Origin of the sequence: Micromonospora sp. CPCC 206171, from assembly GCF_036906755.1 — a bacterium.
GTDB lineage: Bacteria > Actinomycetota > Actinomycetes > Mycobacteriales > Micromonosporaceae > Micromonospora > Micromonospora purpureochromogenes.
This window is the reverse complement of sequence record NZ_JBAKHT010000001.1, coordinates 476,144-500,733: the sequence shown is the minus strand read 5'-3', so window position 1 is coordinate 500,733 and position 24,590 is coordinate 476,144. Positions and strand designations below refer to the sequence as shown.

21 protein-coding genes are annotated in these 24,590 nt (G+C 73.3%); 7 read left to right on the top strand and 14 right to left on the bottom strand.

Features of this window, described 5'->3' with window-relative positions; all coding sequences use genetic code 11:
- Window positions 1–81 precede the first annotated feature (81 nt).
- Window positions 82–819, top strand: coding sequence for a nucleotidyltransferase domain-containing protein (locus V6U89_RS02245; RefSeq protein ID WP_334568882.1), 738 nt, complete (start codon window positions 82–84; stop codon window positions 817–819).
- A 137-nt stretch (window positions 820–956) separates the two neighbouring features.
- Here the strand turns inward: V6U89_RS02245 and V6U89_RS02240 are convergent, their stop codons facing one another.
- On the bottom strand, window positions 957–1,670 hold the full coding sequence (locus tag V6U89_RS02240; RefSeq protein WP_334568881.1) for a VIT1/CCC1 transporter family protein: 714 nt from the start codon (window positions 1,668–1,670) through the stop codon (window positions 957–959).
- On the bottom strand, window positions 1,667–2,524 hold the full coding sequence (gene map / locus V6U89_RS02235) for a type I methionyl aminopeptidase (protein WP_334568880.1): 858 nt from the start codon (window positions 2,522–2,524) through the stop codon (window positions 1,667–1,669). The genes V6U89_RS02240 and map overlap by 4 nt, the downstream gene beginning before the upstream one ends.
- A 95-nt stretch (window positions 2,525–2,619) precedes the next feature.
- On the opposite strand from map, the gene V6U89_RS02230 reads away from it, so the two are divergent.
- Window positions 2,620–2,934: an STAS domain-containing protein gene (locus V6U89_RS02230; RefSeq protein WP_442933848.1), complete on the top strand. Its 315-nt coding sequence runs from the start codon at window positions 2,620–2,622 to the stop codon at window positions 2,932–2,934.
- A 21-nt stretch (window positions 2,935–2,955) separates the two neighbouring features.
- Here the strand turns inward: V6U89_RS02230 and V6U89_RS02225 are convergent, their stop codons facing one another.
- From V6U89_RS02225 to V6U89_RS02200, 6 genes are all read right to left on the bottom strand, one after another.
- On the bottom strand, window positions 2,956–6,624 hold the full coding sequence (locus V6U89_RS02225) for a SpoIIE family protein phosphatase (RefSeq protein WP_334568878.1): 3,669 nt from the start codon (window positions 6,622–6,624) through the stop codon (window positions 2,956–2,958).
- A 187-nt stretch (window positions 6,625–6,811) separates the two neighbouring features.
- On the bottom strand, window positions 6,812–7,363 hold the full coding sequence (locus V6U89_RS02220; protein WP_334568877.1) for a pyridoxamine 5'-phosphate oxidase family protein: 552 nt from the start codon (window positions 7,361–7,363) through the stop codon (window positions 6,812–6,814).
- Window positions 7,364–7,411: 48 nt separating this feature from the next.
- On the bottom strand, window positions 7,412–8,104 hold the full coding sequence (locus V6U89_RS02215) for a gamma-glutamyl-gamma-aminobutyrate hydrolase family protein (RefSeq protein ID WP_334568876.1): 693 nt from the start codon (window positions 8,102–8,104) through the stop codon (window positions 7,412–7,414).
- Between the two features lie 55 nt (window positions 8,105–8,159).
- Window positions 8,160–8,927 carry a 3-oxoacyl-ACP reductase gene (locus tag V6U89_RS02210; RefSeq protein ID WP_334568875.1) on the bottom strand — a complete coding sequence of 256 codons (768 nt, stop codon included), beginning with the start codon at window positions 8,925–8,927 and terminating at the stop codon, window positions 8,160–8,162.
- Between the two features lie 5 nt (window positions 8,928–8,932).
- Window positions 8,933–10,279 (bottom strand): aldehyde dehydrogenase family protein, encoded by a 1,347-nt coding sequence (locus tag V6U89_RS02205; protein ID WP_442933852.1) that lies wholly within the window; start codon window positions 10,277–10,279, stop codon window positions 8,933–8,935.
- A 108-nt stretch (window positions 10,280–10,387) separates the two neighbouring features.
- Entirely contained in the window at window positions 10,388–11,752 is a 1,365-nt protein-coding gene (locus V6U89_RS02200; protein ID WP_334568873.1) for a glutamine synthetase family protein, read from the bottom strand.
- Window positions 11,753–12,101: 349 nt separating this feature from the next.
- Between V6U89_RS02200 and V6U89_RS02195 the strand changes: the two genes are divergently transcribed.
- The gene (locus tag V6U89_RS02195) at window positions 12,102–13,226 is read left to right on the top strand and encodes a PQQ-dependent sugar dehydrogenase (protein ID WP_334568872.1); all 1,125 of its coding nucleotides are present in this window, start codon (window positions 12,102–12,104) and stop codon (window positions 13,224–13,226) included.
- Between the two features lie 24 nt (window positions 13,227–13,250).
- Here V6U89_RS02195 and V6U89_RS02190 read toward each other — a convergent pair whose 3' ends face one another.
- Complete coding sequence (locus V6U89_RS02190) at window positions 13,251–14,843, bottom strand: amino acid permease (RefSeq protein WP_334568871.1); 1,593 nt, start codon at window positions 14,841–14,843, stop codon at window positions 13,251–13,253.
- A gap of 353 nt (window positions 14,844–15,196) precedes the next feature.
- Between V6U89_RS02190 and V6U89_RS02185 the strand changes: the two genes are divergently transcribed.
- Window positions 15,197–16,099: an aminoglycoside phosphotransferase family protein gene (locus V6U89_RS02185; RefSeq protein WP_334568870.1), complete on the top strand. Its 903-nt coding sequence runs from the start codon at window positions 15,197–15,199 to the stop codon at window positions 16,097–16,099.
- A 63-nt stretch (window positions 16,100–16,162) separates the two neighbouring features.
- On the opposite strand, the gene V6U89_RS02180 is transcribed toward V6U89_RS02185, so the two are convergent.
- Complete coding sequence (locus V6U89_RS02180) at window positions 16,163–16,816, bottom strand: DUF2306 domain-containing protein (RefSeq protein WP_334568984.1); 654 nt, start codon at window positions 16,814–16,816, stop codon at window positions 16,163–16,165.
- A gap of 184 nt (window positions 16,817–17,000) precedes the next feature.
- Between V6U89_RS02180 and V6U89_RS02175 the strand changes: the two genes are divergently transcribed.
- Window positions 17,001–17,699: a TetR/AcrR family transcriptional regulator gene (locus tag V6U89_RS02175; protein WP_334568869.1), complete on the top strand. Its 699-nt coding sequence runs from the start codon at window positions 17,001–17,003 to the stop codon at window positions 17,697–17,699.
- A 61-nt stretch (window positions 17,700–17,760) separates the two neighbouring features.
- On the opposite strand, the gene V6U89_RS02170 is transcribed toward V6U89_RS02175, so the two are convergent.
- The 4 genes from V6U89_RS02170 to pcaF form a co-directional block, all read right to left on the bottom strand.
- Entirely contained in the window at window positions 17,761–18,261 is a 501-nt protein-coding gene (locus tag V6U89_RS02170; RefSeq protein ID WP_334568868.1) for a DUF456 domain-containing protein, read from the bottom strand.
- A 76-nt stretch (window positions 18,262–18,337) separates the two neighbouring features.
- Window positions 18,338–20,506, bottom strand: a complete 2,169-nt coding sequence (locus tag V6U89_RS02165) for a putative bifunctional diguanylate cyclase/phosphodiesterase (protein WP_334568867.1) — start codon at window positions 20,504–20,506, stop codon at window positions 18,338–18,340.
- Between the two features lie 7 nt (window positions 20,507–20,513).
- Window positions 20,514–21,332 carry an SAM-dependent methyltransferase gene (locus V6U89_RS02160; protein WP_334568865.1) on the bottom strand — a complete coding sequence of 273 codons (819 nt, stop codon included), beginning with the start codon at window positions 21,330–21,332 and terminating at the stop codon, window positions 20,514–20,516.
- Between the two features lie 251 nt (window positions 21,333–21,583).
- A complete protein-coding gene (gene pcaF / locus V6U89_RS02155; RefSeq protein ID WP_334568864.1) occupies window positions 21,584–22,789 on the bottom strand; it encodes a 3-oxoadipyl-CoA thiolase in 1,206 nt (401 codons plus the stop codon).
- Window positions 22,790–22,889: 100 nt separating this feature from the next.
- On the opposite strand from pcaF, the gene V6U89_RS02150 reads away from it, so the two are divergent.
- Window positions 22,890–23,855, top strand: coding sequence for a glutathione S-transferase family protein (locus V6U89_RS02150; RefSeq protein WP_334568863.1), 966 nt, complete (start codon window positions 22,890–22,892; stop codon window positions 23,853–23,855).
- Complete coding sequence (locus V6U89_RS02145; RefSeq protein WP_334568861.1) at window positions 23,848–24,519, top strand: DUF998 domain-containing protein; 672 nt, start codon at window positions 23,848–23,850, stop codon at window positions 24,517–24,519. The genes V6U89_RS02150 and V6U89_RS02145 overlap by 8 nt, the downstream gene beginning before the upstream one ends.
- Window positions 24,520–24,590: the final 71 nt, after the last annotated feature.

The following is a 24,590-nucleotide window of genomic DNA, read 5'->3' as shown; positions in this document are numbered from 1 at the left end:
GCGGCGGCCCGGCGCGGCGGCCGGCGCTGACTAGGGTGCGGTGTACCGACGGTGCGCGAACCGTGACGGAGGTGGTACCCGGTGGGCGTCAGCAGCACCGAGATCGGCGCCGAGGAGCACCTCGACGATCCACGGTGGCGGGTCGCCGAGCGGGTGGCCGAGGCGGCCCGGCGGCGGTTCCCGGCGGACATCCTGGCGGTGGCGGTGCACGGCCCGCTGGCGCACGGTGACGACGACGGCGGCGGGGACCGAGAGGTCGGCCTGCTGCTGGCCACCTACCGGGCCGGGGCCGGCCCGGAGCCGTCGACCCGGCGGGTGGACGGCGTGCTGGTCGACCTCACCGTGGCCGGCGCGGAGGACTACCTGCGGCAGGCCCGGGCGCTGACCGCGCTCTGGCCGTTGACCGCCGACCGGTACGTCACCACCACCGCCCTGTACGACCCGACCGGCTGGCTGCGCACCCTGCGCGACGAGCACCTGGGCCGGTTGGCCCGGGCCCGCCCGGCGGAGTTCAGCACCGCCGCCCGGCAGGCCTGGTACCGGGGCTGCGCGGCGCACGCCCGGGCGGCCCGGCTCGCCGAGTGGTACGAGACCGACCAGGCGCTGCTGATGCTCGGCGAGGCCCGGCTGGCCGCGGCCACGGTGACCGGGCTGCTCACCCGCACCTACTTCCGTGATCCCGGTGACGCGGTCCGGCGGACCGGGCTGGCGGGCGCGGACATGACCGAGGTGGGCGCGGTGCTGCGCCGGCAGGCCGACGAACTGGCCGCCCGCGGCCGCCCCGTCGACGGCACCGTAGACGACCTCCTCACCACCTGACCCACCCCGCCCGCCCGCCGCCCGTGTTTTCGAGCGCCCTCTTTCACGAAAAGAGTGGCTATCCGACGCGGAACAGCCACTCTTTCTCGGAAAGTGCGCGCCGGGAGGGGGCCCGGGAGGCGCGCGCCGGGAGGGGGTTAGGCGAGGCCGTTGATGCCGATGAGGGCGCCGACGAGGTAGGTGGCCGCGGCGGCGGCGGTGCCGAGCAGGAGTTGGCGCAGGCCGCTGGTCCACCAGGGGCGGTTGGTGAACCGGGCGACGATCGCCCCGGCCACGAAGAGGCCCACCGCGCCGACGCCGAGCGCCAGCCAGAGACTGGTGAAACCGAGCAGGTAGGTCAGCAGCGGCACCAGCGCACCGACCGAGAAGCAGAGGAACGACGAGGTCGCCGCCGACCAGGGGCGGGGCTGCTCGTCGGGGTCGACGCCCAGTTCCTCCCGGACGTGCATCCGCAGCGCCTCCTCCGGGTTGCGCCGGACCGCCTCGGCGACCTGGGTGGCGAGGTCGCGGGGCAGGCCCCGGGCGACCCACGCGTCGGCCAGCTCGCGGGCCTCCGCCTCGGGGTGCCGCTCCAGCTCGCGCCGTTCCTTGGCCACCTCGGCGGCGACCTGCTCGTTGGCCGAACGGACGCTGGTGTACTCCCCCAGCCCCATCGAGATGGCGCCGGCGACCAGGCCGGCGGTGCCGGTGAGCACGATGCTGCGCGGGGAGACGCCACCGCCGCCGACGCCCGCGATCAGGGCGATGTTGGTGACCAGTCCGTCCATCGCGCCGAAGACGGCCGGGCGCAGCCAGCCGCCGGACACGTCCGCGTGGTGCGCCTCGCGCAACGCCGCCGGGGTCTCGGTCACGGCAGGGTCAGGATCTCGTAACCGTCGTCGGTGACGACGATGGTGTGCTCGAACTGGGCCGTCCACCTGCGGTCCTTGGTGACCACCGTCCAGCCGTCGTCCCACATGTCGTACTGGTAGGTGCCGAGGGTGATCATCGGCTCGACGGTGAACGTCATCCCCGGTTCCATGATGTCGGTCGGGCGCGGGCTGTCGTAGTGCGGCACGTAGAGGCCGCTGTGGAAGGCCTCGCCGATGCCGTGACCGGTGAAGTCCCGTACCACGCCGTAGCCGAACCGCTTGGCGTACGACTCGATGACCCGGCCGATCACGTTGATCTGGCGGCCGGGCCTGACCGCCTTGATCCCGCGCATCATCGCCTCGTGGGTGCGCTCGACCAGCAGCCGGGCCTCCTCACCGACCTCACCGACGCAGAACGTCGCGTCGGTGTCGCCGTGCACCCCGTCGAGGTACGCCGTGACGTCGACGTTGATGATGTCGCCGTCCTGGAGCACGGTCGAGTCGGGGATGCCGTGGCAGATCACCTCGTTGAGGCTGGTGCAGCAGGACTTCGGGAAGCCCTTGTAGCCCAGGGTCGACGGGTAGGCGCCGTGGTCGACGAGGAACTCGTGCACCACCCGGTCGATCTCGTCGGTGGTCACCCCCGGCTTGCAGTGCTCGCCGGCGAGCTGGGTCGCCTGCGCGGCGAGCCGACCGGCGACCCGCATCTTCTCGATGGTCTCCGGGGTCTGCACGTGCGAGCCACGCCACTCCTGCGGACGCTTCTTGCCCACGTACTCCGGACGGACGATGTGGCCAGGAACCGCTCGCCACGGGGAGAGCGTGCCTGGGGTCAGCGGCGCACGGACGGTCATGGCGACAGCCTATCGCCGAGCCCCACGGTGACCCCCGCCACGGCCGGGCCGCGAGGGTTGTTGCCGTGGGCATACGGCTGTGCCATTGTGGCTGCGTGGATCAAGGAGGAGCACCTCCCGTCTTCGCCGTGAGCGCGGAACTCGACGGAGACCACCTCCACGTCCTGGTGACCGGCGAGGTCGACATGGCGACCGCCGACACGATGCTCCAGGCCGCCCTGCGCGAGCCCGCCGCGCGGGTCACGCTGGACCTGCGGGCCGTGACCTTCTTCGACTCGGCCGCCATCCACGCCGTCGTCCGGCTCGCCCAGCGCGTTCCCGGCCGGCTGGCCGTGCTGCCGTCCCGGCAGGTCGCCCGGGTGCTGGAGATCTCCGGCCTCGGCGAGCAGGACTGGCTGCGCCGGGACTGACCGGGTGCCCGGGGGCCGGCCTCAGTCCCGCAGCCGCCGGGTCAGTCGCACTTCCGTCCCGTCCGCGCCCCGGCTGACCGTCAGCTCGCCCAGCGCCTGGATCAGCGCCAGTCCCCGGCCGCGGAAGCCCGCCCCGGTCGACTCGCGCCACTGGCCGCTGTCGCGCACCGTCGCCACCACCGTCCGGTCGGCGATGGTCACCTCGACACTGATCGTCGGCTCGGTGGGCGCCACCGGGTGCTCGATCGCGTTCGCGGCGGCCTCGGAGACCGCCACGGTCAGGTCGAACAGGTCGGTCTCGCCGACCCGGTGGGCGACCAGGAAGTCCTCCAGCCGCTTGCGCAGCACGCTGAGCCGGGTCGGGTCGGCCGGCAGCCGCAGCGCGAACCGGTTGAGCTCGACGGCCTCCAGCGCCAGCACCGCGACGTCGTCGTGCCGGGTCCGCTCGGCGACCCGCTCCACCACGGCGTCGATGAGGTCGGCGACGTGCTCGCCCCGGACGGCGGCGTCCCGGCGGAGCTGGGCCAACGACTCGTCGATGCCCACCTGCCGGTCCTCGACCAGTCCGTCGGTGTAGAGCAGCAGCCGGCCGCCGGGGGCCAGTTCGCCCTCGACGGTGCGGTACGTGGTGCCGGCGATCGCGCCGATGGGCGGACCGAGCGCCGCCTCGTGCAGGAACGCCACGTCGTCTCCTCGGATCAGCAGGGGGGACGGATGGCCGGCGCTGGCGTACCGCAGCCGGCCGGTGCGGGGGGAGAACCAGAGGCACACCACGGTGGCGAACGACTGGCGCTCCGTGGAGCCGACCAGCCGGTTCAGCCGGGTCAGTGACTCTCCCGGGTCATAGCCCTCCAGCAGGTACGCCCGCAGCCCGTTGCGCAGCTGGCCCATCGCGGCGGCGGCCTGGACGCCCTTGCCGACCACGTCGCCGATGACCAGCACGACCTCGTCGTCGGCGACTCCGATCACGTCGTACCAGTCGCCGCCGACCTCCACGTCGGCACTGCCGGGCAGGTAGCGGCTGGCCACCACCGCGCCGGGCAGCTGGGGCAGCGTCCGGGGCAGCAGGCTGTGCTGGAGGGTGGTGGCGATACGGTGCTCGGCCTCGTAGAGCTGGGCGTTCTCCAGGCGTACCCCGACCAGGCGGGCCAGTTCGGTGAGCGCGGCCTGCTCGGTGCCGTCGCCCTCGCGGTGCCACACCCGCAGCTCGCCGAGTTGCGCGCCGGCGGTGCCGGTCAGCGGCAGCACGTGTGACGGCTCGGCCGGGACGGTCCCGCCGGCGTCGACCTCGTGGCGGGCGCCGGCGGTGGTGACGAGCACTCGGGCCGCCTCGGCCAGGCTGAGTGCGTGCCGGGCGGCGACCTGCACCACCTCGGCGGTGGACCGGGTCGTGTTGACCGCCACCGCCGCGTCGGCCAGTGCCCGGAGCCGGCGGATGATCTCACCGCGCAGCTGGCCCAGCTCGACGTTGGCCCGGACCCGGGCGATCAGCTCCTGGCCGGAGAAGGGCTTGGTCAGGTAGTCGTCGGCGCCGACGGCGAGCCCGGCGACCGCCTCGGCGGAGCCGGCCCGGGCGGAGAGCAGCACGATCGGCACGTGCCGGGTCCGCGGGCTCGCCCGCAGCGCCGTGACCAGGCCGAAGCCGTCCAGCCGGGGCATCATCACGTCGGTCAGCACCAGGTCGAAGGAGCTCTCCGTCGTCTGTTCGAGCGCTGCCATGCCGTCGGGCACCGCCACCACCTCGTACGACGAGCTGAGCAGTCGGGTGACGTGTTCGCGCAGGTCGGCGTTGTCGTCGGCGAGCAGAATCCGGCCGGTGCCCGCGGTCACCGGCCGGTCGTCCGGCTCCGGTGGGTGCGCGACGTCGCCGTCGTCGCCCCAGATCGCGGTCTCCGCGACGTAGAGCCGGGCCTGCTGCGGCTCGGCCAGCGGGGCGGGCGCGCCGCTGGCGACCCGGTCGGCGGGCAGGTGCGCGGAGCCGAACGGGACCGTCACGGTGAACGTGCTGCCCTGGTCCACCCGGCTGCTCGCCACCACCCGACCGCCGTGCATCTCGATCAGCTCGCGGACCAGCGCCAGGCCGATCCCGGTGCCCTCGTGGGTGCGCGAGCGCACGCCGGGCACCCGGTGGAACCGCTCGAAGACGTGCGGCAGCTCCTCGGGCACGATGCCGACGCCGGTGTCGCTGACCTCCAGCCGGGCGACGCCGTCGACCGCCCGGATCCGCACCCGGATCTCGCCGTCGAAGGTGAACTTCAGCGCGTTCGACACCAGGTTGAGGACGATCTTCTCCCACATGTCCCGGTCGACGAAGACCGGCCCGGGCAGCGGTGGGCAGTCGACCACCAGGCTCAGCCCGGCCCGCGCGGCGGCCGAGCGGAAGGTGCTCACCAGCCGGGAGGTGTAGTCGGCCAGGTCGGTGGGCTGGTAGTGGGCGGCCAGCCGGCCGGACTCCAGCCGGGAGAAGTCGAGCACCGTGTTGACCAGCTTGAGCAGGCGCAGCGCGTTGCGGTGCATCACCGTCAGCCGGTCGGTGTACGCCGGGGGCAGTGCCGGATCGGCGAGCATCTCCTCCAGCGGCCCGAGGACCAGGGTCAGCGGGGTGCGGAACTCGTGGCTGACGTTGGCGAAGAAGTTGGTCTTGGCCCGGTCGAGCGCGGCCAGCTCGGCGGCGCGGGCCCGCTCCTGGGCGTACGCCCGTTGCTGTCCGACGGCCCGGGAGATCTGCGCGGCGACCAGGTCGAAGAAGTTGCGGTACTCGTCGCCGAGGAACAGCCGCCGGGAGACGCCGACGACCAGCACCCCGGCGGGCTCGTTGGTGGCGGTCAGCGGCAGCGCCAGGGCCCGGTCGGCGGCCTCCGGCGGCACCGTGCCGAACAGGTCGGCCACGTCGATCTCGGCGGGGACGCCCTCCTCGGCGACCCGGAGCAGCGCGGGCGACGCGTCGGCCGGGACGCTCCCCGGGCCGGTGCCGCTGCACCCGGCCAGCGCGAGCTGACCGGTGTCGTCGTAGAGCCGGAGGCGGGCGAAGGGGATGTCCGAGCGGTATCCGTCGAGCACCTCGGCGGCGACCCGGCCCACCTCCGCCACGGTGCGCGCCTCGCCGAGCCGGGAGCCCAGCTCGGCCAGCGCCCGGAGCCGGCGCTCGCCGAGCACTCGGCCGGTGGTCTCGTTCACGAAGCAGAAGACGCCGGTGACCCGCCCGTCGGCCGCCCGGATCGGGTCGTACGAGACGTCGAAGTAGACCTCCTCGACGAAGCCCTGCCGGTCGATGACGAAGGGGTGGTCCTCACCGTGGTACGGCTCGCCGGTGCGCAGCACGCCGTCCAGCACCGGGCCGAGCACGTCCCAGGTCTCGGTCCAGTGTTCGCGGGCCGGCTGGCCGATGACGCCCGGGTGCTTGGTGCCGATGGTGGGCAGGTAGGCGTCGTTGTAGAAGGTCCGGTGGTCCGCCCCCCAGAACATGGCGATCTGGGCGCGGGAGGCGAGCATCATGCTGACCGCGTGGCGCAGCGCCGCGGGCCAGGTGTCGGGGGTGCCGAGGGGAGTGCGGGACCAGTCGTACCCGGCCAGCCTCCAGCCCATCTCGCCACCGGCCGCGAACGCCTCGGCGAGCTGCGGAGGGAGTGAGCCGTCGCCGGACCGACCCGACGAGTTCCGCTCGCCCTCGCCCACCTGGGCCGAGCTCATGAATCCTCCCGCTCCGGCCGTGCCCCGCGACGCCTCAGCGTTCACCGGCCGTGCCCCGCCTCCTACCCAGACGGATCAGCAACGTAACGCATCGGTCCCGGTGGACGCTGGTTACCTGGATCTCATCCTGCCGTCACCGGCGGCGGACCGCTCGCCCGGAGCAGGCCCGTCCGGCCGCAGCGGCGGGTCAGAAGACCGGCAGGCCGTCGATGCTGGCGGCGTTCTTCCTGCTCCGGTAGGCCGCCAGGTCCTCGTCCGTGCGACGGGAACCCCACTCGATCAACAGGTCGCGTTCGCCGCGGTAGTCCATCAGCGGCACCGCGTACCCGCAGGAGTCGCTGACCCGGTCGACGGCGACCGTGACCACGCTGCGGACGGCGTGCGGGTCGGGCGGGTCCGGGAAGCCGGCGAGCAGGGCCGGGAAGCCCGGGTCGGTGAGCGGGGTGGCGGCGCCCCGGCCGTGCACCCGGACGATCTTGGGCGGGCCGGTGAACGCGCAGAACATGACGGTGACCCGGCCGTTCTCCCGCAGGTGGGCCAGGGTCTCCGCGCCGCTGCCGTGGTAGTCCAGCCAGGCCACGGTCAGCGGGTCGACGACTCCGAAGGTGCCGCGCATCCCCTTGGGCGAGACGTTGACGTGCCCGTCCGGCCCGGACGGGGCGGAGGCCACGAAGAACACCGGCTGCGCCTCGATGAACTCCCGCAGCCGCCCGCCGATCTCCGGATACACCTTCCCCATGCCGGCCATCCTCGCACCCGTTGCCGAAGAGTGGGACGCCCGTTCCCGTCAGTTGGAACGGGCGGCCCGGACCAGGGCGGTGACCGGGCGCGGGTCGGCCTCGTTCTCCGGGTGCCACTGCACCCCGAGCAGGAAGCGCCGGCGCGGATCCTCGACCGCCTCGACGACCCCGTCGTCCGCCCAGCCGGTGGCGACCAGCCGCCCCGGGTCGGCGACCCCCTGGTGGTGGTAGGAGTTGACCCGGTCCACCCCGGCCATCACCGCCCCGGCCAGGCTGCCCGGCGCGAACCGGACCGGGTGCGCGCCGTACCGGCCCGGGGCCGGGCGGTGCCGGTCGTGACCGACCACGTCCGGCAGGTGCTGGTGCAGCACCCCGCCGTGGGCGACCACCAACAGCTGCAGGCCCCGACAGATGCCCAGCACCGGCAGGTCGGCGGCGAGCGCCCCGGCGAGCAGCGCCAGCTCGCCGGCGTCCCGGTCCGGCCGGGGCTCGGTACGCGGGTCGGGCGGCTGGTCGTACCGCTCCGGACCGACGTCGGCGCCGCCGGCCAGGACCAGCCCGTCGAGCACCCGGACCACGTCGGCGTCCACGTCGTCCGGGGGCAGCACCAGCGCCCGTCCGCCGGCCGCGCTGACCGCCCGGACGTACGCCTGCGGTACCAGGGTCGCCGGCACGTCCCGCCACACCGCCCAGGCGACCGGCTCCACGTACGCGCTGATCCCGATCAGCGGGCGGCTCACCGGGCCGGCACCGTTCGGGACCGCGGGGCTCGCAGACCCGGCTCACTCCTCGCGCTCACAGCGGGGTGACGTAGGCGCCGGTGATGCCGCCGTCCACCACGAACTGCGCGGCGGTCATGAACGACGCGTCGTCGCTGGCCAGGAAGGCGACCGCGGCGGCGATCTCCTCCGGGGCGCCGAACCGCCCCATCGGCACGTGCACCAGCCGGCGGGCGGCCCGCTCCGGGTCGGCGGCGAAGAGCTCCAGCAGCAGCGGGGTGGCAACCGGGCCGGGGCAGAGCGCGTTGACCCGGATCCCCTCCCGGGCGAACTGCACGCCCAGCTCCCGGGTCATCGCCAGCACCCCGCCCTTGCTCGCCGTGTACGCGATCTGCGAGGTGGCCGCCCCCATCAGCGCGACGAAGGAGGCGGTGTTGATGATCGAACCCCTGCCCTGCCGGCGCATGTGCGGGATGACGTACTTGCAGCAGAGGTAGACGCTGGTGGTGTTGACCCGCAGCACCCGCTCCCAGGCGTCCAGCCCGGTCTCCAGGATCGAGTCGTCGTCGGGCGGGGAGATGCCCGCGTTGTTGAACGCCACATCGACCCGGCCGTGCCGCTGCACCACGCCGTCGAACAGTTCCCGGACGGACGCCTCGTCGGCCACGTCGCAGGCGACGAACTCGCCGCCGACCTCGTCGGCCGCCCGCTTGCCCGCCTCGGTGTCGATGTCGACGCAGACCACCCGGGCCCCCTCGGCGGCGAAGCGCCGCACAGTGGCCAGACCGATCCCGCTGCCCGCCCCGGTCACCACGGCCACCCGGTCCTGAAGTCGTCCCTGCACGCTGGTCACTCCTCTGTGCTGATGAACACGTTCTTGACGTCGGTGAAGGCGTGCAGCGCGTCCGGACCCAGCTCACGGCCGAGGCCGGAGCGCTTCATCCCACCGAACGGGGTCCAGTACCGCACCGAGGAGTGCGAGTTGACGCTCAGGTTGCCCGACTCGACGGCGCGGGCCACCCGCAGCGCCCGGCCGACGTCCCGGGTCCAGACCGACCCGGACAGGCCGTACTCGGTGTCGTTGGCCAGCCGCACGGCGTCGGCCTCGTCGTCGAACGGGAGCACCGACACCACCGGCCCGAAGACCTCCTCCCGCCAGTGCCGGTCGGCCGGCGACTCGGCGAGCAGCACCGTCGGGGCGTGCCAGTAGCCGGTGCCGTCGGGGCACGAGCCGGTGAAGGCGACCTTCGCGCCGTCGACGTACCCGGCGACCCGGTCCCGGTGCGCGGCCGAGATCAGTGGCCCCATCTCGGTGCTCTCGGCGGCCGGGTCGGCCACCCGGAAGGCGCGCACGGCCGGTTCGAGGAGTTCGAGGAAGCGGTCGTACACGCTGCGCTGGACCAGGATCCGGGAGCGGGCGCAGCAGTCCTGGCCGGCGTTGTCGAAGACCGCGTACGGCGCGGTGGCCGCCGCCTTCGCCAGGTCCGCGTCGGCGAAGACCAGGTTGGCGCTCTTGCCGCCCAGCTCCAGGGTCACCCGCTTCACCTGCGCGGCGCAGCCGGCCATGATCCGGGTGCCGACCTCGGTGGAGCCGGTGAAGCAGACCTTGCGCACGGCCGCGTGGGTGACGAACCGCTCCCCCACCACGGCACCCTGCCCCGGCAGCACGGTGAACACCCCCTCCGGCAGGCCCGCCTCGACCGCCAACTCGCCCAGCCGCAGCGCGGTCAGCGGGGTCAGCTCGGCGGGCTTGAGCACCACCGTGTTGCCGGCGGCGAGCGCCGGGGCGAAGCCCCAGCCGGCGATCGGCATCGGGAAGTTCCACGGCACGATCACCCCGACCACGCCGAGCGGCTCGTGGAAGGTGACGTCCAGCCCGCCCGGCACCGGGATCTGCCGACCGGTCAACCGCTCCGGGGCGCCGGCGTAGTAGTCGAGCACGTCCCGGACGTTGCCCGCCTCCCAGCGGGCGTTGCCGATGGTGTGCCCGGCGTTGTGCACCTCCAGCCGGGCCAGCTCCTCCAGGTGCGCGTCCACCACGGCGGCGAACCGGCGCAGCAGCCGCGCCCGGTCGCCCGGCGCCACGCCCCGCCACCTCTCGTACGCCCGCGCGGCCCGCTCGATCGCCGCGTCCACCTCCGCCGGCGAGCTGGCCGGCACCTTCCGCAGGATCTCCCCGGTCGCCGGGTTCCGCACGTCGGTCACCCGTCCCACCCTGCCCTCTCCACGGTGTCTGCGCAGCTGTCGTCCCGGCGCGTCGTGCCCGTCCCGCGCCGGCCCGACGGGCGGCCGAGGCGGGCGGCCTCAGAGACGTTCGAAGCCACGGACGAGTTCCCAGTCCGTCACGGCGGCGTCGAAGGCGGCCAGTTCGACCTTCGCCTGGTTGGCGTAGTGGGCGACCACCTCGTCGCCGAAGGCGTCCTTCGCGACGGCGGAGGATTCCCACAGCGTGAGGGCGTCGCGGAGGGTGGCGGGAACCCGCTCGGCGGCCGGGTCGTCGTACGCGTTGCCGGCGCACTCCTCGCCCAGCTCCAGCTCCCGTTCGATACCGTGCACCGCCCCGGCCACCAGGGCGGCGATCGCCAGGTACGGGTTGACGTCCGCGCCGGGCACCCGGTTCTCCACCCGCATACCCTGCCCGTGCCCCACCAGCCGCAGTGCGCAGGTGCGGTTGTCGGTGCCCCAGCGCAGCGCGGTCGGGGCGAACGAGCCGGGCTGGTAGCGCTTGTAGGAGTTGACGTTCGGCGCGAAGAAGAGGCTCAGCTCGCGCATGGTGTCGAGCAGCCCGGCCAGCACCCGCTGCCCGGTCACCGACAGGTGGGCGGGCCCGTCGCCGAGCATCGCGGAGCGGCCGTCGGCGTCGCGCAGCGAGAAGTGGATGTGGCAGGAGTTGCCCTCGCGGGCGTTCGGCTTGGCCATGAAGGTGATCGACATGCCCTCCTGGGCGGCGATCTCCTTGGCCCCGTTCTTGTAGATGACGTGGTGGTCGGCGCAGGTCACCGCCTCGTCGTACCGGAAGGCGATCTCGTGCTGGCCGAGATTGCACTCGCCCTTGGCGCTCTCCGGGGTCAGCCCCGCACCGGCCATCTCGGTGCGGATGCGGCGCAGCAGCGGCTCGACCCGGGCGGTGCCGAGCAGCGAGTAGTCCACGTTGTACTGGTTGGCCGGGGTCAGCTCCCGGTAGCCGCGCCGCCAGGCGTCCTCGTACGAGTCGCGGAAGAGCACGAACTCCAGCTCGGTGCCGGCGTACGCGGTCAGGCCGTGCGCGGCCAGCCGGTCGAGCTGACGGCGCAGGATCTGCCGGGGCGAGGCGACCACCGGCCCGCCGCCGTCCAGCCACTCCAGGTCGGCCAGCAGCATCGCGGTGCCCGGCTGCCACGGCACCCGGCGCAGGGTGGCCAGGTCCGGCCGCATGGCGAAGTCGCCGTAGCCCCGCTCCCAGCTCGACATGGCGTACCCGTCGACGGTGTTCATGTCGACGTCGACCGCGAGCAGGTAGTTGCAGCCCTCGCTGCCGTGCCGGACCACCTCGTCCAGGAAGAACGGGGCGTGGAACCGCTTGCCCTGCAACCGGCCCTGCATGTCGGTCAGGGCCAGCACCACCGTGTCGATCTCGCCGCCCCGGATGGCGACCCGCAGTTCTTCGAGCGTGAGCGGAGCTTTCCTCATCGGCGAGCCTCCATCACCAAGGTCTACCGGCCTGGCGGATCACCGTCAATGCCCCGGGCCGGACCCCCGGCAAACCAGGTCGACCGGCTGATCGGGCAGGACGGCTGATCCCCGCCATCCGGGCCGCCTCCGACGCGGCCGCTGATGGTCGCCTCCACCTCCCCGGGGTGGCGGTATCCGAGGCCCGCCGACACCCCCACCTCGGCGTACCGGGGTCGATCACGGCGCGGGTGACCCGCAACTATTCCCAGGTCAGGGGCGTTCTGCTCAGCAGCGGGCCGTCATCATCCAGGCCTACCGGTAACCGGCAACGCCCCGGCGCGGTCGGGGACGAGACCGAGGAGTTCACATGCGTCGGATCGTCGCCGCCGTCGCGGCCGTGCTCGCCGTCGGGCTGGGCGCCACGGACGCCCGGGCGGATCGGCAGCCGCCGGCCGGCACCGGACGGCCGCCGGTCCCGGCCGGCTTCGATTTCACGAACCCGCAGGTGGTCGCCGCCGGCCTGGAGGCGCCCTGGGGGCTCGACTTCCTGCCCGACGGCAGCGCGCTGGTGGCCCAGCGCAACCTGGGCACCGTCGTGCGGGTCCGGCCCGGTGCCCCGCCACGTCAGGTCGCCCGGATCGCCGGCGTGGTCGCCGGTGGGGAGGCGGGCCTGCTCGGGCTGGCCGTCTCCCCCACGTTCCGGCGGGACCGGCTGGTCTACGTCTGCTACACCACCGCCTCCGACATCCGGATCGCGCGGTTCCGGCTCCACGCGCCACAGTCCCTCCGGGTGATCCTCAGCGGTATCACCCGGGCGGCCGCCCATGACGGCGGCCGGATCGCGTTCGGCCCCGACGGCATGCTCTACGCCGGCATCGGTGACGCCGTCGTCCCCGCCAACGCGCAGAACCTGGCCAGCCGGAACGGCAAGATCCTGCGGATGCGGCCGGACGGCGGGGTGCCGGCGGACAACCCGTTCCCCGGTTCGCTGGTCTACAGCTACGGTCACCGCAACGTGCAGGGTCTCGCCTGGGACCGGCGGGGGCGGCTGTTCGCCACCGAGTTCGGCCAGAGCACCTGGGACGAGGTGAACCGGATCGTCCCGGGCGGCAACTACGGCTGGCCGGTCGTCGAGGGCAGAGGCGGCGATCCCCGGTTCCGCGACCCGGCCGTCGTCTGGTCACCCGCGGAGGCGTCACCGAGCGGGGCGGCCTTCGCCGCTGGCACGCTGTTCGTCGCGGCGCTGCGGGGAGCGCGGCTCTGGGCCGTACCCGTGGACGCCGCCGGTCGGGTCGGCACGCCGACCGCCGTGTTGCAGGGGGCCTACGGCCGCCTGCGTACCGTCGAGGTGGCCCCGGACGGCGCGCTCTGGGTGACCACCAGCAACCGGGACGGCCGGGGTAGCCCGGCGGCGGACGACGACCGCGTCCTCCGCTTCCCGGCCGGGGCGCGGCAGCCGCAGCCCCCGGCGCTCCTCGTCGGCGCCGGGTGACCCGGCGCCGACGAGGGGGGCGGGTCAGGCCGGCTCGTCGGCCCGCGCGGCGTCGGTGGCCGCGCGCGGCGAAGGCAGGTCGACGGTACGGCGGGGGCCGGTGAACCACTTCCGGGCCGAGGCGTACCACCAGACGGCGACCAGCAGCAGCAACCCGCCCACCGCGAGCGGCGCGTAGTTCACCGCCGACCAGCTGAAGTCGGCGTTGCCGGGCACCCCGGCGGGGACGATCGGCAGCACGAAGTAGACCGAGATGACGGCGATCTCGATCACCGCGATCCAGCCGAGCAGCTTGTACTTCGGGCCGAGCGTCCACGGCCCGGGCTGGAACCGGTCGCCCATCCGCAGCCGCAGCGCGATCGGGATGACGAACGACAGGTAGAGCCCGAGCACCGCCACCGAGACCACGGCGTAGAACGCGACCGGGATGCCGGACGGGCTCTCGTAGAGGGCGGGCAGGGTGAGCACCAGCCCGGCCAGGGTGGCGCCGATGATCGCGTTGGCGGGGGTGCCGTTGCGGTCCACCTTCGACCAGAGCCGCCAGCCGGGCACCGCGCGGTCCCGGCTGAACGCGTACGTCATCCGGCTCATCGAGGTCACGCAGCTCATCCCGCAGAAGAACTGGCCGATGGTGGAGATGATGATGACGGCCTTGAAGAAGAACGGCGTCAGCGCGGTCTCGAAGATCGCCCCGGAGAACCCGCCGGCCTCGTTGATCGCGTCGACGTCGGTGGCGGCGAAGAGGAAGGCCAGCAGCAGGATCCAGCCGCCGACCGCGGAATAGAAGATCGACCGCCAGAGTCCCTTGGCGGCGGCCTGCGACGCGCCCCGGGTCTCCTCGGAGACGTGCGCGCAGGCGTCGAAGCCGGTGATCGTGTACTGGGTGAGCAGGAAGCCCAGTGGCAGCACGTAGAACCAGAAGGTCAGCCCGCCGGTGTCGCCGTCGCCGAAGCCGGAGTTGTTGAACCGCTCGGTGAAGACGAATTTGAAGCTCTGGTGGTCGTCCGGCACCAGCAGCAGGATCGCCACCACGGCCGCCGCGCCCGCCACGTGCCACCAGACCGAGACGTTCTGGAGCACGTCGATGATCCGGTGCCCGAAGATGTTGATCAGCCCGTGCAGCACCAGGATGATCACGAAGAGCAGGAACGCCTGGCGTAGCGTCCCCGCCCAGCCGTCGAAGAGCGCCGACAGGGTCAGGTTGAGGAAGGTCGCGCAGCCGTAGTCCACCGAGGCCGTGACGGCGACCAGCCCGATCAGGTTGAGCCAGCCGGTGAACCAGCCGTGCACCGGGCGGCCCATCTTCGCCGCCCACCAGTAGATGCCGCCCGCCGTCGGGTACGCCGAGACCAGCTCGGCCATGCAGAAGCCGATGATCAGGATGAACAGCGAGATCAGCGGCCAGCCCCAGGAGATGGCGACCGGGCCGCCGTTGTTCCACGCCTGGCCGAAGGTGGTGAAGCAGCCGGCCAGGATCGAGATGATTGAGAACGAGATGGCGAAGTTGGAGAAGCCGCTCCACTTGCGGCGCAACTCCTGCTGGTAACCGAGTTCGGCGAGCCGTCGGGCGTCGTCGTCCATCGGTTGCTCGGCGGTCGGCGAGGGCGTCGTGGCCACTGCACACCTCCCTGAGGTGATCCCCGGTACGAGTGCGCCCGAGTCTCGTCCCGTGGATCACCGCGGTCAATCCGTCGCAGGTCCCGAACTCGCAAATTGCGTTGCCGACCGGGGTGGCCCGGCGGCATGCTTGAGCCCGTCACCAGGCCCGATCGCGACGGGCCTTCCCCGGGCGCTCGGCAACGCCCGGTCCGCGGCGGCGCGGGGGCACCCACCTCTCTCTCACGTACGGCGTGCTCCGCCGTGCCCGACGGGTGCCCCGCGCCGCCGTCCCTCCGCCCGGGCGGTCCGGCGAGAAGGGCTCACCTGATTCGGGTGGCAGCACACCACCTGACCGCCTTACCGTGCCAGCCGTGCCCATCCATGACGACGAGATCCGAGCCACCGTCGGCCAGGTGCGCCGCCTGGTGGCGGCCCAGTGCCCGCAGTGGGCCGACCTTCCCGTGACACCCCTGGCCGACGATTTGGAGGGCACCGACCACGTACTCTTTCGGATCGGCAACGACCTCGTCGCCCGGATGCCCAAGATCGCCTGGGCGGTCGACCAGGCCGATTCCGATGCGCGGTGGCTGCCCTTGCTGGCGTCCCACCTGCCGGTGCGGATTCCCGTTCCGCTTCATCTGGGCGAGCCGGGCGCGGGGTACCCGTGGCGGTGGACCGTGGTGCCGTGGGTCGTGGGGAGCACGCCTCCCAGGCTTGGCTGCGACGACGTACTCCTGGCCCGCGAGGTGGCAGCCTTCGTTCGCGCCCTGCACCGGGTGGATCCGGCCGGAGGTCCGCTCAAGCCACCGGGTTCCCGCGGGGCAGCCCTGCTCCACGCCGATGAAGGCGTCCGCCGTGTGCTGCCCCGGCTCGCCGAACATGACGACGGCTTCGATGTGACCGCGGCCGAGGCGGCCTGGGACGCCTGCCTGGCTGCTCCTGACTGGGACCGGGACCCGGTATGGATCCACGGTGATCTGCAACCGGGCAACCTGATCACCGACCGCGGCCGACTGGCCGCGGTCATCGACTTCGGCGCACTCGGTGTGGGCGATCCGGCGCCGGACGTGGCTCCGGCGCTGTGGACCTTCACCGGCGCGGCCCGGGCAGCCTACCGAGAGGCAATCGGGTACGACGACGCTACCTGGCGCCGCGCCTGCGGCTGGGCCCTCGCACCGTCGCTGACCGGCATCGACTACTACCGACACACCTTCCCGCGAATGGCCGAGCACGGCCGCCGAATGGTCCGCGCAGTGATCGCCGAACTGGCGTGAGTGCCACTGGCAGTCGAGTGGCTGCGCGCCCTCGCGGGTTGCTCAGAGCCGGGCATCTCTTCTTCACTCGTTGGCGAGAACGCTCACGGGAGTCGGCAATGCCTTCGCGGTCCGGGTTGGCCTGGTCGGGCGCCTACGGAGCGCCCATTCGATCACGGCAAGGTTGATCACCCAGCCCGCGAGCATCAGCAGCGCCCGGCTGAGCCCACCCGGTTGACCGACCAGCAGAATCCAGGGCAGGTGGGTCAGGACCTGAGTACCCGCCCCGAGGCCGATCGCGTAGCCGCGGGCCATCCAGGCGCGGTGACCAGCGATGTCCCGATGCCGGATGGCGGCGAAGCCGAGGACGATACAGCCGACCATGGCCGAGCCGAATACGAGCCGGAAGCCGGTCAGGAGCTCGACGTCGCTGGGCGGGCGGGGATAGAACAGCGTCATCCACAGGCCCGACAGAGCCGCGGCGAGCCCGAGGGGGATCAGCAGCCGCCCGGCCATGCGGTGCCACCCGGGTCTGCGGCGGCGGAAGCCGCCGGCGAACTGGAACGCGCCCAGCAGGCAGTACAGGCTGGCGCCGACGATGTGCACCAGCACGGGTACCGGCGAGGCGAAGAACCGAGCGCTGTCCGGCGTGACCGTCGCACCACCGGTGAGCTCCGCGAACCGGGCGGCGCCGGCGACCACCGGAACGGCGCTGAGCATGATCAGCCCTGCGGGCACCAGCCACTGTCGCGCAGAGGAGGTCACCACGAGTCCCTTCTTCATTCCGGCCATCGATAGGCCGGCCGCTTCGACACCACCCGCAGGTGTACGGCGTACACCTGCCGGTTAGCGTAGAGTGTACGCCGTACACCGTCAAGAGCGGGGTGTCGGTCCACACCGGTTCGAAAGGAAGGCGGTCGAGATGGTCCAGCAGGTGGACGGGGCACGCCGGGCCCCCCTCAACCGGGACCGCGTGCTGCGCGCCGCCGTCGCGCTCGCCGACAACGCCGGGATCGAATCGCTGAGTATGCGCAACCTCGCCCAGGAGCTGGGCGTGGTGCCGATGGCGCTCTACAAGCACGTGGCCAACAAGGAACAGCTCCTCGACGGGATGGTCGACGTCGTCGTCGGCGAGATCGATCCACCGGTCCCCGGCGCCGACTGGAAGGTCGCGATCCGCCAGCGCATCCTTTCGGCCCGAAAAGTCCTTTTGCAACACCCCTGGGCGTCGCGCGTCATCGAGTCCCGTCCCCAGCCCACCCCGGTCGTACTGGACTACCTGAACTCGATCATCGGGATGTTCCGGGCCGGCGGCTTCTCCGTCGACCTCACCCACCATGTGATGCACGTTCTGGGAAGCCGCGTGTGGGGATTCACCCAGGAACTCTTTCCCGCCTCACCGCTGCCCGCCGACCCGGAAAAGCAGGAAGCCATGTTCCGCGAGATGGCAGGCAGGTATCCCCACATCGCGGAGATAGCCATGGCCGCCGCCCACGACGAAGGGTCGGTCGTCGGTCACGGCTGCGACGACCAGTTCGAGTTCGAGTTCGCGGTCGACCTGCTGCTCGACGGGTTCGAAAGGCTCCACCGGCAGGGGTGGACGTCCACCAACCGGTCCTGACGAGACGACAGCGTCTGCGGTCGACCCTGACCGATGCCCACCGCCCGGACCGGCCGCTGGCTCAGGCGAACAGCAGGCCGGCGACCCAGAGGGCGGCGACGACCAGCCCGGCCAGGAACTCCACCATCATGGACAGCCCGGCCGCCTTGAGCGCCTGCACGGTCGCCGGCCAGGCGAGCTGGTTGCTGCCCAGTCGGAGCCGCTCGGCGCCGAACACCCCGCCGACGAAGCCGAGCACCAGCCCCACCACCGGGATCACGAAGAACCCCACCACCCCGAGCAGGCCGCCGGCGAGCAGCGACGAGGTGGGCACCCCGGTCCGCTTCAGGTTCCGCCCCGGCCAGGCGTACTTGACGACGGTCCCGCCGGCGGCGACCACGGTGGCCGCGGCGAGCACCGCCCACCGACCCGGGCCCGCGCCGCCGAAGAGCGCCCAGACCAGCACCCCGCCCCAGCACAGCGGCAGCGTCGGCAGCCCGGGCACCACCACGCCGGCCAGTCCGGCCAGGATGGCCAGCGCGGCCACCACCGACACGGCCGCCTGTGAATCGGTCAGGCCCACGCCGCCTCCGCCCGTCGCACACGGCCCCCGGCGGGACCACCACCCGGGTACGCCCCGCCGCGCCCGACCCGCGCGCTCACGCCGCCGCCTTCCCGCCGCGCAGCCGGGCGGTGATCTCCTCCGCCGGCATCGGCGGGCCGAACCAGCGCCCCTGACCGGTGTCGCACCGCAGCGCCCGCAGCCGTTCGGCCTGGGCGCCGGTCTCCACGGCCTCGGCGGTCACCGACAGCTCCAGCGCGTGCGCGAGCCGGACCAGGGCGTCCACGATGCGCTCGTCCCGGTGGTCCCCGGGGGCGTCCGGTTCCTCGGCGCGGATCCCCTCGACGAACGGGCCGGCCAGCTTCAGGCAGTGGATCGGCAGCCGCCGCAGGTACGCGAGGTTGGAGTAGCCGGTGCCGAAGTCGTCGATGGCGAGCCGGACGCCCAGCCCGGCGAGCCGGCGCAGCGAACGCAGCGGCTCCCCGGCGGTGCCCATCACGGCGCTCTCGGTCAGCTCCAGCTGCAACAGCTCCGCCGGCAGGCCCGTCCGGGTCAGCGCGCCCGCCACGGTGTCGACGATGGCCGGGTCGTCGGCCTGCCGGGCGGCCAGGTTGACGCTGACCACCAGCGGCTGCGCGGGGAACTCGTGGTGCCAGGCCCGGGCGTCCCGGCAGGCCTGCCCCAGCACCCACTCGCCGAGCCGGACGATCAGGCCGGTCTCCTCGGCCAGCCCGATGAACCGGTCCGGCCCGACCAGGCCCAGCTCCGGGTGCCGCCAGCGGACCAGCGCCTCCACCGCGAGCATCGCCCCGTCCAGCAGCGAGACGATCGGCTGGTAGTGGACCACGAACTCGTCCCGGTCCAGGGCGGCCGGCAGCCCGGCGGCGAGCGCCGACCGGGCGATGTCGGCGGCGCTGCGCTCCGGGTCGTACACCGCCCAGCGGCCCCGGCCCTCCGCCTTCGCCCAGTACAGGGTGGTGTCGGCAGCCTTCATCAGCTCGGAGGCGCTGGTCTCCGCGGCCGGGCACTCCACCACGCCGACGCTGGCGGAGACCGCGAGCTGCTGGTCGCCGACCAGCACCGGGGCGGAGACGGCGGCCAGGGCCAGCTCGGCGACGCCGACGGCGTCGTCCAGCCCGTCACCGCCGTCGACCAGGATGACGAACTCGTCGCCGCCCATCCGGGCGACCAGGTGGCCCTGCCCGGCCACGCAGTCGGCGAGCCGGCGGGCGATGGTGATCAGCAGCCGGTCGCCGAGGTCGTGGCCGAAGCTGTCGTTGACCGCCTTGAAGCCGTCCAGGTCCAGGAAGCAGACGGCGATCCGCTGCTCCGGACCGGCCCGCTCGAAGCACCGCCCCAGAGTCTCGAAGAACAGCGTCCGGTTGGGCAGGCCGGTCAGCGGGTCGTGCAGGGCCTGGAACCGCAGTCGCTGCTGGAGTTCGTACCGCTCGGTGATGTCCTCGATCATCGCCACCGTGAACCGGGGGCGTCCGTCGTCGTGTCGGATCAACGAGACCGCCAGGTCGGTCCAGACGATGGTGCCGTCCTTGCGGTGGTAGCGCTTCTCCACCCGGGCGTGGTCATGCTTGCCCTCGATCAGCTCCTGGTACAGCTCCCACATGCCGGCGGCGTCGTCGGCGTGGAACAGCGACGCCACGTTGAGCTGCCGCAGCTCGTCGACGGGGTAGCCGAGCATGTCGGCGAAGGACTGGTTGACCTCGATGATCTGACCGTCGATGCCGGCGATGCCGATGCCGATCGCCGCGCCGGTGAAGACCGCGCGGAAGCGCGCCTCGCTGTCGCGCAGCGCCCGCTCCACGGCGTCCCGGGCCTGCCACGCGGAGCGGGCGATGCGTTCCTGCTGGCTGAAGGTCCGGTTGCGCAGGGCGCGGGCGAACCCGGCCGCGAGCGCCCCCTGCAACGCCGCCACCCGGTCGGCGACGTCGGCGGGGTGGACCCGGTCCGGCAGCACCTGCGCCAGGAACCGGTGACCGAGGGCGTGCACCGACCAGTCCAGCACCCGGGGCTCGGTGAGGTGCGCCTCCACCAGCGCCCGGCCCACGTCCTCCGCCGGGGTGGCGGAGAACTGCCGGGCCAGCACGGCCTGGCCCAGCCGTACGGTGTGGACGAGCAGCAGCCGCTCGGTCTCCTCCGCGCTGAGCGGCACGAAACCGAGCCGGCGCACCGCCCGGGCCCAGTCGGCGGCGTACCGCTGGGCGCCGGGGCGGTGGAGATCGTCCCCGCCGGAATCCGGGACGGCGGCCATGTCGGGCTCAGCCGGCGGCGCGGTCGTACCGGGCGACGCCGCCGAAGGCGCCGAACCGCTCGGGGTGCTCGTCCACGTCGGAGGCTGCGTCCGGCCGCCACAGCGGCATGTGCACCACGCCCGGCTCCAGGATCGTCCAGTCGCCGAAGAAGCCGGTGATCTCGGCCCGGGAGCGCAGCGTGATCTCGGTGGCGGTACGCGCCGACAGCCGCTGCGCGTCGAGCATCTCCTGCGGCTGGTCCTCGAAGGTCGAGTGGGAGATGACCAGGAAGCTGCCGGGCACCGCGGCGGCCCGCAGGGCGGCGAGGATGTCGGCCGGCCGGTCGGCGTCGGGGATGAAGTGCACCACCCCGGCGAGCAGGATGCCGACCGGGCGGCTGAAGTCGATCAGGCCGCTGGCCCGGGCCTCGTTCAGGATCAGCTTCGGCTCGCGCAGGTCGGCGTGGATCGCGATGGCCCGGTCGTTGCCGGCCAGCAGCTCCAGGCTGTGCGCCACGGCCACCGGGTCGATGTCGACGTAGACGATCCGGGCCTGCGGGTTGGCGGCCTGCGCCACCTCGTGCACGTTGCCCACGGTGGGGATGCCGGAGCCGATGTCGAGGAACTGGTCGATGCCGGCGTCGAGCAGCACCCGGACGGCCCGGCGCAGGAACTCCCGCCCGGAGCGCATGGTGGCCGCCAGGTTCGGCGTCATGCTGGCGATCTGCTCGGCGAGCTGCCGGTCGATCTCGAAGTTGTGCGCTCCGCCGAGGAAGTAGTCGTAGACGCGGGCCGCGCTCGGCCGGCTCAGGTCTATCTCGGCGGGAGTTCCGTCCGGCATCTGCATCGGTTCGCCCCAGTTCGTCGCCGCGGTGCGGGAGGGCACCGGTGTCCGGACGCCCGCAGGCACGCGGAGGCGACACCGGCCGACCCGCGGAAGGTGTGGTGCTGACCACTCTAGGCGCGTACGCCCGAGCGCGGGAGATCCACAGTTGGGCGGTGATCATCGGCTCGCCCGCGGCGTCCGCCGCCGGCGGTGACCCGGGGCCCGGGACACCGCCGGCTGTCCGACCGCGCGCCGCCGACCGGCGCGACGGGTCAGGCGGCGGACTCCAGCATCAGCGCGATGCCCTGCCCGACGCCGATGCACATGGTGGCCAGCGCCCGCCGGCCGCCCCGGCGGCGCAGCTCCAGCGCGGCGGTCAGCGCCAGCCGGGCGCCGCTGGCGCCGAGCGGGTGGCCGAGCGCGATGGCGCCGCCGTTGGGGTTGACGTGCTCGGCGTCCTCCGGCAGGCCCAGCTCGCGCAGCACCGCCACGCCCTGCGCGGCGAACGCCTCGTTCAGCTCGACCACGTCGACGTCGCCGAGGCCCAGGCCGAGCCGGTCGAGCAGCTTACGGGTGGCCGGCACCGGCCCGATGCCCATGATCCGGGGCGGTACGCCGGCCGCGGCGGCCCCGCCGATCCGGGCCAGCGGGGTCAGTCCGTACCGGGCGACCGCGGCCTCGGAGGCGACCAGCAGCGCCACCGCGCCGTCGTTGACGCCGGAGGAGTTGCCGGCGGTCACCGTGCCGCCCTCGCGGAACGGGGTGGGCAGCGCGGCAAGCTTCTCCAGCGACGTCTCCCGGGGGTGCTCGTCGACCTCGACCAGCTTCGTCTCGCGCCGCCCGGCCGGCACGGTCACCGGCACGATCTCCTCGGCGAACCGGCCGTCGGCCTGGGCCTTGGCGGCCCGCTGCTGGGAGCGCAGCGCGAACTCGTCCTGCGCGGCCCGGTCGACGCCGAACTCGGCGGCCACGTTCTCCGCCGTCTCGGGCATCGAGTCGATGCCCCAGCCGGCCTTCATCAGCGGGTTGACCAGCCGCCAGCCGATGGTGGTGTCGTACACCTCGGCGGTGCGGGCGAACGGCGTCGCCGCCTTCGGCATGACGAACGGCGCGCGGCTCATGCTCTCCACCCCGCCGGCGACCACCAGGTCGGCCTCGCCGGCCACGATGGACCGGGCGGCGATGGCCAGCGCGTCCAGGCCGGAGCCGCAGAGCCGGTTGACCGTGCTGCCGGGGACCTCCTCGGGCAGCCCGCCGAGCAGCGCCGCCATCCGGGCGACGTTGCGGTTGTCCTCGCCGGCCTGGTTGGCGCAGCCGAGCACCACGTCGTCGGTGCGGGCCCAGTCCACCGACGGGTGGCGGGCGACCAGCTCGCGGATCACGTGGGCGGCGAGGTCGTCGGGGCGTACCCCGGCGAGGGCGCCGGCGTACCGGCCGATCGGCGTGCGGACTCCGGCCACGAGGTATGCCATGGTCATCGGCGCTGTCCTTCGGGGGTGGAAGGGGTTCGGCGTCGCCCCGGTCGCGGGGACGCCCGAGCGCCAGGATATCCGCGGGCCGAGCCGATAGGTTGACGGCATGGCCCGGGCCCAGTTCAGCGCAGAGACCGCCGGCGGCGGCGCGTTCGTCCGCCAGCCCAACCGGTTCACCGGTCGGGTCACCCCGCACTCCACCTCGCCGCCCGGTGGCGGGCCGGACGAGCAGGACCGCTGGCCGCTGGAGCCGGGCCGCTACCGGCTGATCTGGTGCCGCGCCTGCCCGTGGGCGCACCGGGCGCGGATCGTGCGCGGCCTGCTCGGCCTCGACGAGGCCATCTCGCTCGGCACGGTCGACCCGATCCGCGACGAGCGGGGCTGGCGGTTCGCCCTCGACCCGGACGGCTTCGATCCGGTGCTGGGCATCGGCTTCCTCTCCGACGCGTACCTGGCCACCGACCCGGACTACACCGGGCGGGTGACCGTGCCGGCGCTGGTCGACACGCTCACCGGCCGGGTGGTCACCAACGACTACCCCCAGCTGACGCTGGACTTCTCCACCGAGTGGCGGCGGTTTCACGCCCCGGGCGCGCCGGACCTCTACCCGGTCGAGCTGCGCCCGGAGATGGACGCGCTGATGGCCGAGATCCACACCGACGTCAACAACGGCGTCTACCGGTGCGGCTTCGCCACCTCCCAGGAGGCGTACGACGAGGCGTACACCGCGCTCTTCGCCCGGCTGGACGCGCTCTCGGAGCGGCTGGCCGGGCGCCGCTACCTGATGGGCGAGCAGATCACCGAGGCGGACGTCCGGCTGTTCACCACCCTGGTCCGCTTCGACGTGGCGTACCACGGGCACTTCAAGTGCAACCGGCAGAAGCTGACCGAGCTGCCGGTGCTCTGGGCCTACGCGCGGGACCTGTTCCAGACGCCGGGCTTCGGCGAGACGGTCGACTTCGACCAGATCAAGCGGCACTACTACGCCACCCACGAGATGATCAACCCGACCCGCATCGTGCCGCTCGGCCCGGACCTGCACGGCTGGACCACGCCGCACGGGCGTGGCTGAGCCGGACCGGGCCGTCGGCCCCGCCCGGGCCGCCGCCGCGTCGGCCGCCGCCGGCTGTGTGCTGGCCGGCACGGTCGCGGTGATCGTCGCCGTGGTCGCCGGTCCCGGCCCGGGCCTGACCGGGTACGTCAGCGAGGCCGGCGTCGCCGAGAGCGCGTACGCCCCGACGTACCGGATCGGGGTCTTCGCCCTGGCCGCGGCGCTGCTGCTGCTCGCCGCCGCGCTGCCGGCGGCGCTGCGCCTCGCCGCGGCGCTGCTCGGCGCGGGCAGCGGGTTCACCCTGCTCTCGGCGGTGGTGACGTGCAGCACCGGCTGTCCGCTGCCGCCGTTCGAGGCGGCGACGGTGGCGGACCTGGTGCACGGCGGGTCGAGCATCGCGGCGGTGGCGGCGGTGGTCTTCGCGATGCTCGCGCTGGCCTGGTCCCCGGCGACGACGCCCGCGGTGCGTCGGCTCTCCGCCCTGGGCGGGGCGCTGGCGCTGCCGCTGTCCGGCGCGATCGCGCTGGCCATGCTGGTCGCCGGTCGGGGCGGGTTGGTGGGCGGCCTGGAGCGGGTGCTGCTGGCGGTGACCTTCGGCTGGGGCCTGGCGGCGGCGACGGCGCTGGGGCTGCGCCGGGACCCGACCGCGACGAAGCGGTCAACGGACGACGAACCCGCTCTGTAAGGAGCCTCACGCCCTTCGGTCCTTCCCGTTGCGCGGTGGCCGGGAGTAGCGTCGCCAAACGATGACCAATG